The sequence below is a fragment of the Mesorhizobium sp. WSM4813 genome (genome assembly GCF_055811555.1).
Genome location: NZ_JBVVQU010000021.1, coordinates 50,256 through 63,221 on the forward strand (window position 1 = coordinate 50,256; position 12,966 = coordinate 63,221).

The 12,966-nt window shown below is 63.3% G+C and carries 12 protein-coding genes; 7 read left to right on the forward strand and 5 right to left on the reverse strand.

The annotated features are described in order from the left end of the window. Positions 1-6: 6 nt before the first annotated feature. From AC0L25_RS14450 to AC0L25_RS14480, 7 genes are all read left to right on the forward strand, one after another. Positions 7-222, forward strand: a complete 216-nt coding sequence (locus AC0L25_RS14450; protein WP_473596113.1) for a hypothetical protein — start codon at positions 7-9, stop codon at positions 220-222. Further along, complete coding sequence (gene kdpB / locus AC0L25_RS14455) at positions 219-2,312, forward strand: potassium-transporting ATPase subunit KdpB (protein WP_473596114.1); 2,094 nt, start codon at positions 219-221, stop codon at positions 2,310-2,312. The genes AC0L25_RS14450 and kdpB overlap by 4 nt, the downstream gene beginning before the upstream one ends. 12 nt (positions 2,313-2,324) lie before the next feature. Next, the gene (kdpC, locus tag AC0L25_RS14460) at positions 2,325-2,894 is read left to right on the forward strand and encodes a potassium-transporting ATPase subunit KdpC (protein ID WP_473596115.1); all 570 of its coding nucleotides are present in this window, start codon (positions 2,325-2,327) and stop codon (positions 2,892-2,894) included. A 69-nt stretch (positions 2,895-2,963) separates the two neighbouring features. After that, positions 2,964-5,681, forward strand: a complete 2,718-nt coding sequence (locus AC0L25_RS14465; RefSeq protein ID WP_473596116.1) for a DUF4118 domain-containing protein — start codon at positions 2,964-2,966, stop codon at positions 5,679-5,681. Further along, positions 5,678-6,370 (forward strand): response regulator transcription factor, encoded by a 693-nt coding sequence (locus tag AC0L25_RS14470; RefSeq protein WP_473596117.1) that lies wholly within the window; start codon positions 5,678-5,680, stop codon positions 6,368-6,370. Before AC0L25_RS14465 ends, AC0L25_RS14470 begins: the two co-directional genes overlap by 4 nt. Before the next feature lie 360 nt (positions 6,371-6,730). After that, the gene (locus AC0L25_RS14475) at positions 6,731-7,027 is read left to right on the forward strand and encodes a hypothetical protein (protein ID WP_352954153.1); all 297 of its coding nucleotides are present in this window, start codon (positions 6,731-6,733) and stop codon (positions 7,025-7,027) included. A 132-nt stretch (positions 7,028-7,159) separates the two neighbouring features. After that, on the forward strand, positions 7,160-7,666 hold the full coding sequence (locus tag AC0L25_RS14480; RefSeq protein WP_473596118.1) for an NUDIX hydrolase: 507 nt from the start codon (positions 7,160-7,162) through the stop codon (positions 7,664-7,666). On the opposite strand, the gene AC0L25_RS14485 is transcribed toward AC0L25_RS14480, so the two are convergent. The 5 genes from AC0L25_RS14485 to AC0L25_RS14505 all read right to left on the reverse strand — a co-directional run bounded on the left by AC0L25_RS14485 (position 7,642) and on the right by AC0L25_RS14505 (position 12,879). Beyond that, on the reverse strand, positions 7,642-8,493 hold the full coding sequence (locus AC0L25_RS14485) for a citryl-CoA lyase (RefSeq protein WP_473596119.1): 852 nt from the start codon (positions 8,491-8,493) through the stop codon (positions 7,642-7,644). The two genes, AC0L25_RS14480 and AC0L25_RS14485, sit on opposite strands and share 25 nt — an antisense overlap. 13 nt (positions 8,494-8,506) lie before the next feature. Continuing rightward, a complete protein-coding gene (locus AC0L25_RS14490; RefSeq protein ID WP_473596120.1) occupies positions 8,507-9,691 on the reverse strand; it encodes a CaiB/BaiF CoA transferase family protein in 1,185 nt (394 codons plus the stop codon). A 15-nt stretch (positions 9,692-9,706) separates the two neighbouring features. Then, positions 9,707-11,230: a tripartite tricarboxylate transporter permease gene (locus tag AC0L25_RS14495; RefSeq protein ID WP_254023475.1), complete on the reverse strand. Its 1,524-nt coding sequence runs from the start codon at positions 11,228-11,230 to the stop codon at positions 9,707-9,709. 4 nt (positions 11,231-11,234) lie between these two features. Continuing rightward, the gene (locus tag AC0L25_RS14500; RefSeq protein ID WP_473596121.1) at positions 11,235-11,771 is read right to left on the reverse strand and encodes a tripartite tricarboxylate transporter TctB family protein; all 537 of its coding nucleotides are present in this window, start codon (positions 11,769-11,771) and stop codon (positions 11,235-11,237) included. A gap of 130 nt (positions 11,772-11,901) precedes the next feature. After that, positions 11,902-12,879, reverse strand: a complete 978-nt coding sequence (locus AC0L25_RS14505; RefSeq protein ID WP_473596122.1) for a Bug family tripartite tricarboxylate transporter substrate binding protein — start codon at positions 12,877-12,879, stop codon at positions 11,902-11,904. Between the last annotated feature and the right edge of the window lie 87 nt (positions 12,880-12,966).

Below are 12,966 nucleotides of genomic sequence, written 5' to 3' on the forward strand. Positions count from 1 at the left end.
AATGTCATGTCCTGGTTCGAAACCATACGTCGCAGACTGCGTTTCCGCACCCATCATGAGGGAGAGGCAACCCCGCCGCCTTTTCCGACCATGTCCACGTTCTTCGGCATTGCGGCAATCATGTTCGTGATCTGGTTGCTGGCCTCCGGGCTTCCGCACCTTCTTTCGGCATCCGATCGATCGGTGCCATCCAACAACATCGACACTGGAGCGACTAAATGAGCCAGTCCAAATCGGCTGTTATCATGGATGCCAGTATCCTGCTGCCCGCCATCGGCGGGGCCGTCAGGAAACTGAACCCACGCACCTTGATGCGCAATCCGGTGATGTTCGTCGTCGCTGTCGTCTCAGCGCTCACGTCAGTCCTGTTCGTCAAGGATCTTGTCACTGGTGGCGGCGATCTCGGCTTCTCGCTGCAGATCATCATTTGGCTGTGGTTCACCGTGCTTTTCGCCAACTTCGCCGAAGCGGTCGCCGAAGGCCGAGGCAAGGCGCAGGCCGATTCACTGCGCAAGGCGCGCACCGAGACCCAGGCCAAGCTGTTGAGCGGCGACGACCGCACCAAATTCAAGCTGGTGCCCGGCACCAGCCTGAAGGTCGGCGATGTGGTGCTCGTCGAGGCCGGCGACATCATTCCGTCGGACGGCGAGGTGATCGAAGGCGTCGCTTCGGTCAACGAGGCGGCGATCACCGGCGAATCGGCTCCGGTGATCCGTGAATCCGGCGGCGACCGTTCGGCGGTGACCGGCGGCACGCAAGTATTGTCCGACTGGATCCGCGTGCGCATCACCGCGGCCTCCGGCCATACGTTCCTCGACCGCATGATCTCGCTGGTCGAAGGCGCCGAGCGCCAGAAGACGCCCAACGAGATCGCGCTCAACATCCTGCTCGTCGGCATGACGCTGATCTTCGTGCTGGCGACGGCGACAATCCCGAGTTTCGCCTTCTATTCGGGCGGCTACATCTCGGTGACCGTCCTGGTCGCCCTGTTCGTCACCTTGATCCCGACGACGATCGGAGCGCTGCTATCGGCCATCGGCATCGCCGGCATGGATCGCCTGGTGCGGTTCAACGTGCTGGCGATGTCGGGCCGCGCCGTCGAGGCGGCTGGCGACGTCGACACGCTGCTGCTCGACAAGACCGGCACGATCACGCTCGGCAATCGCCAGGCGACGGCATTCCGCCCGGTCAAGGGCGTCACCGAGCAGGAGTTGGCCGACGCTGCACAGTTGGCCTCGCTTGCCGATGAAACGCCAGAAGGCCGCTCGATCGTCGTGCTGGCGAAGGAGAAATACGCCATCCGTGCCCGCGACATGGCAACATTGCATGCTGCTTTCGTGCCCTTCACCGCGCAAACCCGCATGAGCGGCGTCGACATCGATGGCTCTTCGGTGCGCAAGGGCGCGGTCGATTCGGTGCTCGCACACGTCAATCGTTCGACCGTCGCCACGCATGGTACGCGCCCCAGCAGCGACACCGTCCGCGATCTGCAGGCGATCGCCGACGACGTCGCCAAATCCGGCGGCACGCCGCTGGCGGTCGAGCGCGACGGACGCTTGCTCGGCGTCGTCCATCTCAAGGACATCGTCAAAGGCGGCATCAGGGAACGCTTCGCTGAACTGCGCAAGATGGGGATCCGCACCGTGATGATCACCGGCGACAATCCGATGACCGCGGCGGCGATCGCGGCAGAGGCAGGCGTCGACGATTTCCTTGCCCAGGCGACGCCCGAGGACAAGCTGAAGCTCATCCGCGACGAACAGGCCAAGGGCAAGCTCGTCGCCATGTGCGGCGACGGCACCAATGATGCGCCCGCCCTTGCGCAGGCCGATGTCGGCGTTGCCATGAACACCGGCACGGTCGCCGCGCGCGAAGCCGGCAATATGGTCGACCTCGACAGCGATCCGACCAAGCTGATCGAGATCGTGGAAATCGGCAAGGCGCTGCTGATGACACGCGGCTCGCTGACGACCTTCTCCATCGCCAACGACGTGGCCAAGTATTTCGCCATCATCCCGGCAATATTCGCCGTCTTCTACATCGCGCCGGGACAGACATCAGGTCCACTGCAGGCGCTCAACATCATGCATCTGGCAACGCCGCAGAGCGCCATTCTCTCGGCCATCATCTTCAACGCGCTGATCATCATCGCGCTGATCCCGCTGTCGCTGAGAGGCGTCAAATATCGCGCGATCGGCGCGGGCGCGCTGCTCAGCCGCAACCTTCTTGTCTACGGCCTCGGCGGCATCATTGTCCCCTTCGTCGGCATCAAGGCGATCGACATGGCCGTCACCGCGCTTGGCCTCGCATAAGGAATTAAGTCCATGCTCAAGCAAATCAGACCCGCGATCACCATGATCGTATTCTTCACCATCCTCACCGGCTTGATCTATCCGCTCGGCATGACCGGCATTGCCCAAGCCCTGTTTCCCAACCAGGCCAATGGCAGCCTGATCGAGAAGGACGGCAAGATCGTCGGCTCCGAACTGATCGGCCAGGCTTTTGCCAGCGAGAGTTATTTCCATGGCCGCCCGTCGGCTGCCGGCGACGGCTACAACGCCGCCGCTTCGAGCGGTTCGAATCTCGGGCCGACCAACCCCAAGCTGATCGACCGCATCAAGGGCGATGCCGACAGGCTGAAAGCGGAAAATCCGGACCAGCCGGTGCCGATGGATCTGGTCACGACTTCAGGCAGCGGCCTCGATCCGCATATCAGCCCCGAAGCCGCCTATTTCCAGGTCGCCAGGGTGGCCAGGGCCAGGGACGTCGATGAAGCCAGGGTTAAATCCCTTGTCGACAGCCATGTCGAGAAGCGCAAGCTCGGCTTCATGGGAGAGCCGGTGGTCAATGTGCTGGCGCTCAACCTGGCGCTGAACGAGGCCATCAGGCAATGAATGGTGGGAAGCAATGAATGGTGGGCCGGGGATCGACACCATCCCCGGCGCCATTCATGATCGATTCTGATGCCGGACGACAGCCGCAACGAAACCAGACCCTCACCCGACGCGCTGCTTGATCATGCGGAGCGGGAGGCGCGCGGTCGTCTGCGGATATTCCTGGGCGCAGCACCCGGTGTCGGCAAGACCTATGAAATGCTGATGTCGGGCCATGCAAGATTGGCCGACGGGGTGGACGTGGTGATCGGCGTCGTCGAGACGCACGGCCGCAAGGAAACCCAGGTGCTGGTCGACGGCTATGAGGTGATCCCCCGTCGCCAAGTCGACTACAAGGGGCGCATCCTCGAGGAAATGGACCTTGATGCCATCCTTGCCCGGCGTCCGGCGCTGGTCCTCGTCGACGAGCTTGCCCATACCAACGCGCCGGGCAGCCGCCATCCCAAGCGCTATCTCGACGTTCAGGAAATCCTGACGCACGGCATCGACGTCTACACGACGCTCAACATCCAGCATGTCGAAAGCCTGAACGATGTCGTGGCGCAGATCACGCGCGTCAGGGTGCGCGAGACGGTTCCAGACTCCATCATCGACCAAGCCGACGACATCGAGATCATCGATCTCACTCCCGACGACCTGATCAAGCGGCTTGAAGAAGGCAAGGTCTATATCCCCAGCACCGCCCAGCGCGCCATCGAGAACTATTTCTCGCCGGGCAATCTGACGGCGCTCAGGGAACTGGCGCTCCGCCGCACCGCCCAGCGCGTCGACGAGCAGTTGCTGATCCACATGCAGGCCCACGCCATACCCGGGCCCTGGGCGGCGGGGGAAAGGGTTCTCGTCTGCGTCGATGCGCGTCCGGGCGGGGCGGCCCGTGTCCGCTATGCGCGGAGATTGGCCGACCGGCTCCGCGCCCCCTGGACGGCGCTTCATGTCGATACCCCTCGTTCAGCCGGGATGTCCGAGGAAGACAAGGATCGGCTAGCGACGCTGCTGCGCCTTGCCGAGCAGCTCGGCGCCGAGGTAACGACCATTCCAGGTCAGAACGTCGCGCAGGACATCGTTCGCCATGCGACCGCGAACAACTTCACCCATATCGTGATCGGCAGGCCAACCCGATCGCGCTGGCGGGAATTGATCGAAGGCTCGCTCACTTATGATCTCATCCGCAATGCCGGCGACATCAGCGTCCATGTCATTTCGGGAAACGAGCGCAACGCCGAGGCGACGTCGAGGACCGTCAAGGCCGCGGACGAGCAGTGGCAATTCGAGATCTGGCCCTATCTCAAGGCCACGGCCTATGTTGCTGGCTCGCTCGCCTTCGCCGTCCTTCTCCACCAGTTTCTCGACGTCCGCAATCTGGCGATCATCTTTCTCATCGGGGTTCTGACTTCAGCGGTGACCGGCGGTCTCTGGCCGGCTTTGTATGCCTGTCTCATCAGCGCCATTGCCTTCAACTTTTTCTTCCTGGAACCACGTTACACGCTGACGATCCAGGATCCGGAGAGCATCGTTGCGCTGGCTGTCTTCCTGGTTGTTGCGGTCATTGCCAGCAATCTGACAGTGCGCGTGCAGCGACAGGCGGTCGCTGCCCGCTCGCGGGCACGCGCCACGGAAGATATCTATCTCTTCTCGAAGAAGCTCGCCGGCGCTGGCACGCTTGACGACGTGCTCTGGGCGACTGCCTTCCAGATTGCCTCGATGCTGAAGCTGCGCGTGGTGCTGCTGCTGCCGGAAAACGGCTCGATCACCGTCAAGGCCGGCTACCCACCCGACGACACGCTGGCCGAGGCCGATATCGCGGCCGCCCGTTGGGCCTGGGAGCACGATCGCCCCGCAGGCCGCGGCGCCGACACGCTTCCCGGAGCAAGACGCCTGTATCTGCCGTTGCGGACGGGACGCACCGCCGTCGGCGTCGTCGGCCTCGACAACGACAAGCAGGGCCCGTTGCTGACTCCCGAACAGAAGCGCCTGCTCGACGCGCTCGCCGATCAAGCGGCAGTGGCCATCGAGCGCATCCAGCTTGTTGCCGACGTCGACCGGGCCAAGCTCGAGGCCGAGGCGGACCGCCTGCGCTCGGCGCTGCTGACCTCGATTTCCCATGACCTGAAAACACCGCTTGCCGCCATCATGGGCGCCGCCGGCACCTTGCGGGAATTTGCGCCGGCGCTTCCCGAAGCGGACCGGGCGGACCTGCTGTCGACCGTGCTCGACGAATCGGAGCGGCTGAACCGCTTCATCGCCAATTTGCTCGACATGACCAAGATCGAATCCGGTGCGATGGAGCCGAACTACGCATTCCACTATGTCGGCGACATTGTCGGCACCGCCTTGCATCGGGCCAGGAAAATCATCGGCGAACACAAGACCGAAATGGACATTCCCACGGATCTGCCGATGTTGAGGCTCGACCCCGTCCTGTTTGAGCAAGCGCTGTTCAACCTCCTCGACAATGCCGCTAAATATGCGCCGCCAGGTTCGACGATCCGCCTGCAGGGCTGGGCCGACAATGGTTCCGTCATCCTGCAGATCATGGATGAGGGGCCGGGCATTCCGCCAGCGGATCTGGAGCGCATTTTCGACACGTTCCACCGGGTGCGCAAGGGCGACCAAGTCCGTGCCGGCACTGGGCTTGGGCTCTCGATCTGCCGCGGCTTCATCGAGGCGATGGGCGGGACGATTTCGGCGGCCAACAGGACCGACCGCTCTGGTGCGGTTTTCACCATCAGGATGCCGGTGCCGGAAGTCCAACATGTGGACGACCCCGACATGGATGAATTGCCATGACGAACCTGGACGTCAGGATATTGGTAGTCGATGATGAACCCCCTATCCGCAAGCTGCTCCGCGTCGGCCTTGGCAGCCAGGGCTATGGGATCAGCGAGGCGCCAAACGCCAAGACGGCGATCGAACTGATGGAGACGGAAAAGCCGGACCTGATCCTGCTCGATCTCGGCCTGCCCGGAATGAGCGGCCACGAATTGCTGCGCAAATGGCGGGACGACGGCCTGCATGTTCCCGTGGTCATCCTTTCCAGCCGCACCGACGAGGCCGGCATCGTCTCGGCACTTGAACTCGGCGCCGACGACTATGTCACTAAGCCGTTCGGCATGAACGAGCTTGTCGCCCGCATCCGCGTAGCGCTCCGCCACAAGTTCCAGCAGCAAGGCGAAAAGCCGGTCTTCCACACTGGCGACCTCACTGTCGATCTGGTGAAGCGCATTGTCACGATCGAGGGCAGGGAGATAAAGCTCTCGCCGAAGGAATACGACATCCTGCGCATCCTCGTGCAGCACGCGGGCAAGGTTCTCACCCACCAGTTTCTTTTGAAGCAGGTCTGGGGCGATTCGACCGACGTGCAGTATCTCAGGGTCTATGTGCGGCAGCTCAGGCAAAAGATCGAGAAAACGCCCGACCAGCCGCGTTACATCACGACCGAAACCGGCGTCGGATATCGTCTGCGCGAAGTGGACTGAATGTAATCCTAGTGGACAACGCTCAATCGGCCGAGAGTTCCGCGGTTCGGGAGAGCGCGCCGCTAAAGCCGGTCATGAGATGGGAAAGCTGATCGGTTGGCCTTTCAAAATGGCGGCGGCCTCGAGCAGCGGCGTGATTTTCGTATCGGATGCCAAAGACACCAGGCAACCGGCCTGACACGTGCTGAATTGCAGAATGCCCCCTTGTCGTCAACCTCGAGATGATGCCCCTGGCCAGCACATGAGGGTCGACGGGCCTTCAGCCCCGGCAATTCCGCCTCGGCGAGGCTTTAATTATGGCGTCACCAGACAAACGCCCTATATTGATTAGAGGGTTCCATTTCGTGCGGGAATGAACAGATGTCGCCGCTTCGCCTATCGACGATCTTCATGTCGGCAATGCTGGCAACAGCGATGTTGTCGGGCGCCGCTGTCTCCGCGCAGAACGTCACTCCCGCCAACCGCAACGCGCTGGTCCTGCAGGGCGAATTGCAGATGCTCGAGAACAGGCTGCGGCGGCAGCAGTATCAGCAGCAGCAACAGCAGTTCCGTGCCCAGGATCGCCAGGTCGCGCCGCAACGGCCTGATGTGCAGCAGATGCAGCCTACTTGCCAGTTGCGGCGGTCGGGCAGCCGCTTCATCAGCACCTGCCGCTGAGATAGCCGGCGCTTTTCATTTATTAGCCGACTTATATACTTGAACGCAGATGTGCTTGAAGTAGCATCAAGGCGGTTTTGATTTCGCAATGTGCCTTTTTGCTTGGGCACTGCCCTGATTGGATCGTCGGGAATGGCAGCCACCAAGAAGGCCGTACGCAAGGCGAGGAAGGGCGGGCGGATCCGTCAGGTCGCGGCGATTCCTTTTCGGCTGGGCGAGCATGGCAACGTCGAGGTGATGCTGGTCACCTCGATATCGACAAGGCGCTTTATTGTGCCCAAGGGCTGGCCGATGAAGGGCAAGAGTGGGCGCAAGGCAGCCACCATCGAAGCGCAGGAGGAAGCCGGCGTCCTCGGCAAGACGCTGAAGCAGCCGGCCGGCACCTATTCCTACTGGAAGCGGCTGACCAACCGCTTCGTCCGCGTCGACGTCACCGTCTACCTGCTGGCGGTGACGGAGGAACTGGCCAACTGGCAGGAAGCCAAAAGGCGGCAGCGAGCGTGGCTGACGCCGGCAGACGCAGCCGTGCTTATCGACGAGCCCGACCTTTCAACGCTGCTGAAGAACTTGAAAGTTCCCCAACCAGCGCCCGCTGGCGAACTTGAGCAAAGGTCTCATTTGGCATCGTCATCACCCTGAGGCAAAGGCTGCACCGGCGTGCCGGTGTAGGCCCACAACCATTCGCGTGGCAGTGGCCCCTTGTTTCGGTCGCTCTGTTGCGACTGTTCCCACGCATGCGCCAATATGCCGACCGAGCGCGAGAGCACGAACAGGCCGCGTGTCAGCGGCGGCGGAAAGCCGAGCTCGCCATAGATGACAGCGGTGGCGCCGTCGATGTTGAGCGGGATCTTCTTGCCCTTGCGCCGCGCGACCTCGGCCTCAACAGCCTCGGCGATGTCGGCGAAACGTCCGCTGACGACGCCGCGCGCGGCAAAATCGCGGGTCAGCTCGATGAGGCGCGGCGCCCGCGGATCGACCGGGTGGAAGCGATGGCCGAGCCCCGGCACATAGGATTTTTCCTCGGCGAAGAAACGATCGAGGCGCGACGCGACGGCATCGGCAAGCGTCACGCCTGCGTCCAGTGCCGCGGCGATGTCGCCGTAGAAGGCAAGCGCCTGTTCACCGGCGCCACCATGCACGTCGCCAAGCACATTGATGGCTGAGGCCATGGCACTGTTGATGCCGACGCCGCAGGTAGCCGCCATGCGGGCAATGGCGATCGACGGTGCCTGCGGCCCGTGGTCGACGGCCGCCCCCAGCGCGATGCCGAGCAGCGCCGCCTGCTCCTCACCTGGCAGTTCGCCGCGCAGCATCAGCCAGATCATCGCCGGAAAGCTGACGCGGCCGATCAGGTCCTGGATCTCATAGCCGCGCAGCCGGATCACGCCAGGGCGCATTTCGATGATATCGGTCTGCCACCATTCCTCGCCGCGCTCGCGGCCGGTTTTTTTTCCAACGTCGCTCATGTTCTCACGTCGCTCATGCCTGCGCCCTTTTCTTGACGCGCGGCGGCAGGCTGGCAAACACCTCGTCCATATGCTCGCCCAACGCCGGCGGCGGCTTGGTCGGCAAGGGTGCCGCACCATCGACCATGAATCCGCCGCGCACGACGGTCAGCGGCCGCTCCATGTTCGGCATGCCATCGAAACGGGTGGTCATGTCGCGCTCGATCACTTGCTGCTCGGCCAGCACCTGCGGGATCGTCAGCACCCTGCCCGCCGGCACGCCTGCGCGATTGAGCGTCTCTTCCCAGGCCGCGGCCGAGCCGCTCGCCAGGGCATCCTCGATCAGTGCCTTCAAGGCGATGCGGTTGCGCTTGCGCGCCTCGCGCTCGGCAAAGCGCGGGTCTGACGCCAGCTCCGGCAGCCCGATCAGCCGGCAGAGCGTAACGAACTGCTCCTGCTTATTGGCGGCGATGTTGAGCAGACCGTCGCCGGTGCGAAACGTGCCGGAAGGTGCAGCCGTCATGTTCTCATTGCCCATCGGCTGCGGCACGACGTCAGCCGTCAGATAGTTGGAGACCGGCCAGCCCAGCGCGGATAGCGTGCATTCGAGCATCGACACGTCGAGGAAGGCGCCCTCGCCTGTCGTCTTCTGCTTGACCAGCGCGGCGGCGATGGCGAACGCCCCGACCAGCCCGCCCAGCGTGTCGGCGACGGGATAACCGACACGCAATGGCGCAGTCTCCGGTGTGCCGGTGATGCTCATGATGCCGGAAAGGCCCTGGATGATCTGGTCGTAGGCAGGGTTGTCGCGCATCGGCCCGGTCTGGCCGAAGCCCGAAATCGCGCAATAGACAAGGCTGGGGCGGACCTCTTTCAGCCTCTTATAGCCAAGCCCCAGCCGGTCCATCACGCCGGGCCGGAAATTCTCGACAAGCGCATCAGTGGAGGCGACCAGATCGAGAAAGCGTTCGCGATCGGCCTCTTTCTTGAGATCGAGCACCACCGATCGTTTGCCGGCGTTCTGCGCCAGGAACGAAGCGCCCATTCCGGCACTGTTGAGCTCCGGCGAGCCGCCGAGCTGGCGCGCCAGATCGCCGCCCTGCGGCGCCTCGACCTTGATCACATCGGCCCCGAGCAGCGCCAGCTGATAGGCGCAGTAAGGACCTGCCAGAACATTGGTCAGGTCGAGGACGCGGATACCGGACAGCAGATCGGTCATGATGTCACAAACAGATCAGGCATCGCCCGGCACATGCTCGGGTCCTCGCGTGCGCCGGCGTTCGATGAAAGCGTAGATATGCGGTCCGATCAGCCCTATGAACGCCAGCGTCAGCAGCGTCAGCGACAGCGGATGCTTGTAGAACACCGACCAGTCGCCGTTCGAGATGGTCATCGCACGGCGGAACTGCGTTTCGGCGAGGGGCCAGAGGATCATGCCGATGATGACCGGCGCCGTCGGGAAATCGAAGCGCCGCATCAGGAATCCGGCCCCGCCGAGCAGATAGAGGATGACGAGGTCGGTCGGCGACTGCGAAATACCGTAGGTGCCGACCGTGGCGAACACCAGGATGCCGGCATAGAGCTGCGGCGCCGGGATTTTCAGCAGCCGCACCCACAGGCCGATCAGCGGCAGGTTGAGAATGACGAGGATGATATTGGCGATAAACAGGCTGGCGATCAGCCCCCAGACCAGATTGGCCTGCGTCATGAACAGCATCGGCCCGGGATTGATGCCATAGCTCTGGAAGGCCGACAGCATGATCGCGGCCGTCGCCGAGGTCGGCAGGCCGAGCGTCAACATCGGCACCAGCACGCCGGCAGCCGATGCGTTGTTGGCGGCTTCCGGTCCGGCAACGCCTTCAATGGCGCCGACCGTGCCGAACTCCTCCTTGTGTTTGGAGAGCTTCTTCTCGATCGCATAGGACAGGAAGGTCGGGATTTCGGCGCCGCCGGCCGGCAGGGCGCCGATCGGGAAGCCGAGCAGGGCGCCACGCAGCCAAGCCTTCCACGAGCGTGCCCATTCGGCCGCCGTCATGTAGAGCGAGCCCTTCAGCGGCACGATCTCGTCCTTGCCGGCATAGCGGCGCGAGGCCATGTAGAACGTCTCGCCGACCGCAAAGAGGCCGACGGCGACAACGATCACGTCGACGCCGTCGAGCAATTGGCTCATGCCGAAGGTGAAGCGCGGCTGGCCGGTCTGCAGGTCGACGCCGATCATGCCGATGACGAAGCCGACGAACAGGCTGGTCAGACCACGCACCGACGACGAGCCGAGCACCGCCGAAACCGTGATGAAGGCCAGCACCATCAGCGAAAAATATTCGGCCGGGCCGAAAGACAGCGCGAATTTGACCACCACCGGAGCCAGGAAAGCGACGCCCAGCGTGCCGAGTGTGCCGGCGACGAAGGAGCCGATCGCCGAGGTGGCAAGTGCCGCGCCGCCGCGGCCGGAACGGGCCATCCGGTTGCCTTCCAGCGCAGTGACGATGGTCGCACTTTCGCCCGGCGTGTTGAGCAGGATCGATGTCGTCGAACCGCCATACATGGCGCCGTAATAGATACCGGCAAACAGGATGAAGGACGCTTCCGGCGCCACCTGATAGGTGATCGGCAAAAGCAGCGCGATGGTCAGCGCCGGTCCGAGGCCGGGCAGCACGCCGATCGCTGTCCCCAGTGTCGTGCCGAGCAGGCACCACATGAGATTGACCGGCGTAAAAGCGACCGAAAATCCGTGCGCGAGATGGCTGAGCGTTTCCATGGCTTCAGCCTCTCAACATACGGATGATCGAATCGAGACCCGTGTTCAGCTGGTTCTCGATGAAGCCGGCGCCGATGTTGACGCCGAGTGCCCTGGCGAAGCCGAAATAGGCGGCAAGCGCCAGGATCAGGCCAAGCAGCGCGTCACGCAGCGGATGTCTGCTGCCGAACCCGTGGCAGATGAGAACGAACATGATCACCGAGGCTGCGGTGAAGCCAAGCGGCTGGATCAGCACAAGGTTCGCGACCAGTCCGACGGCGACGATGCCCATCGCCTTCCAGTCGGTCGGCGTTTCCTTTTCTTCTTCCGGCTGCCAGCCGCCCCGCAGGGCGGCGACGATCAGCAGGAGGGAAAGGACCGTCATGCCGACCATGGTGATGTAGGGGAAGACGGTCGGGCCGACCTTCGAGTAGAGCGGCGACACCGGAATCGACAGCGTCTGCCATGCAACTGCGCCGGCGCAAGCGAGAAGCCCGATGCCGATCAGCAGTTCGGGCACGGCAAGGCGCGGCCGCGCCGCCTGCTGGTCGCTGGTGCTCATGATCGTCCTCCCTGGATAGGCCGGTCTCCCACAGCCGACCTTACCGCAGTTTCACTCGCGCTGGATCGCATGTCCATGCGGCTGGCGAACTTCGGAAAGGGGCAGTGCAGACCGCCCCTCTCCGAGGAAATCAGGCAAGGCCGAGGTCCTTGAGGATGGCTGCGATCCGGGCCGTGTCCTCGGCGAGGAATTTCGCATAGTCGTCGCCGGTGAGCAGGATTTGCGTCCAGTTGCGGTTTTTGCATTCGGTGGCCCAGGCATCGCTTTTGGCCATGGTCTCGACCAGCGTTACCATCGCCGCCTTGTCGGCGTCGGAAACGCCCGGCGGTGCGAAAACGCCGCGCCAGTTGAACAATTCGACATCGATGCCAGCTTCCTTCAGCGTCGGTGCGTCGATGCCTTCCTGGCGCTTGTCCGCGGAAATGGCGAGCAGCCGAAGCGCGCCTGCCTTGACCTGTTCGGAGAACTCGCCATAGCCGGAGATGCCGGCCGCGACCTGGTTGCCGAGAAGCGCCGACAGTGCCTCGCCGCCACCGGCGAACGGCACGTAGGAGAGGTTGGCTGCCGGAACACCGGCCGTCTTCGCGATAAGGCCGAACAATATATGGTCCGAGCCGCCCGCCGAACCGCCAGCCACCGGAACCTTGGTCGGATCGGCCTTGAGGGCGGCGACGAAATCCGCTGCGGTCTTGAACGGCGAGGCCGCCGGCACCACAAGCGCCTCGAATTCGCCGGTGAGGCGGGCGATCGGCGTCACTTCGGTGAGATTATTGGCCGATTTGTTGGCGATAATGGCGCCAACCATGACCATGCCGGCAACCATCAGCGAATTGCCCTTGCCGTTCCACTGGCTGATGAATTGCGGCAGGCCGACTGTGCCGCCGGCGCCGCCGACATTGGTGATCTGCGAACCGGAGATCAGCTTTTCGCTGCGCAGCACCTGGTCCATCGTGCGCGCCGTCTGGTCCCAGCCGCCGCCGGGCGCTGCCGGCACGAAGATCTGGATCTGCGGTGCATCCTGCGCAAAAGCGGGCGAGAGATGCAACGCCGCGAAGCCGGCGGCGCCAGCGGCGGCGGTGCTCATTAAAAATCTGCGTCTGTTCAGCATGGGATTCCTCCAATCACGGACACCTCCTCCGGTGCCTGCCAGCAACGTAGCCTGAATTCAGACCCGCTCGACAAAAATTCATGCAGT

Coding starts and splice junctions, on each gene's coding strand:
- AC0L25_RS14500 (WP_473596121.1), bottom strand. CDS start 11,771: ATGAGCACCAGCGACCAGCAGGCGGCGCGGCCGCGCCTTGCCGTGCCC.
- kdpB (WP_473596114.1), top strand. CDS start 219: ATGAGCCAGTCCAAATCGGCTGTTATCATGGATGCCAGTATCCTGCTG.
- AC0L25_RS14485 (WP_473596119.1), bottom strand. CDS start 8,493: ATGAGCGACGTTGGAAAAAAAACCGGCCGCGAGCGCGGCGAGGAATGG.
- AC0L25_RS14475 (WP_352954153.1), top strand. CDS start 6,731: ATGTCGCCGCTTCGCCTATCGACGATCTTCATGTCGGCAATGCTGGCA.
- kdpC (WP_473596115.1), top strand. CDS start 2,325: ATGCTCAAGCAAATCAGACCCGCGATCACCATGATCGTATTCTTCACC.
- AC0L25_RS14465 (WP_473596116.1), top strand. CDS start 2,964: ATGCCGGACGACAGCCGCAACGAAACCAGACCCTCACCCGACGCGCTG.
- AC0L25_RS14450 (WP_473596113.1), top strand. CDS start 7: ATGTCCTGGTTCGAAACCATACGTCGCAGACTGCGTTTCCGCACCCAT.
- AC0L25_RS14480 (WP_473596118.1), top strand. CDS start 7,160: ATGGCAGCCACCAAGAAGGCCGTACGCAAGGCGAGGAAGGGCGGGCGG.
- AC0L25_RS14505 (WP_473596122.1), bottom strand. CDS start 12,879: ATGCTGAACAGACGCAGATTTTTAATGAGCACCGCCGCCGCTGGCGCC.
- AC0L25_RS14490 (WP_473596120.1), bottom strand. CDS start 9,691: ATGACCGATCTGCTGTCCGGTATCCGCGTCCTCGACCTGACCAATGTT.
- AC0L25_RS14495 (WP_254023475.1), bottom strand. CDS start 11,230: ATGGAAACGCTCAGCCATCTCGCGCACGGATTTTCGGTCGCTTTTACG.
- AC0L25_RS14470 (WP_473596117.1), top strand. CDS start 5,678: ATGACGAACCTGGACGTCAGGATATTGGTAGTCGATGATGAACCCCCT.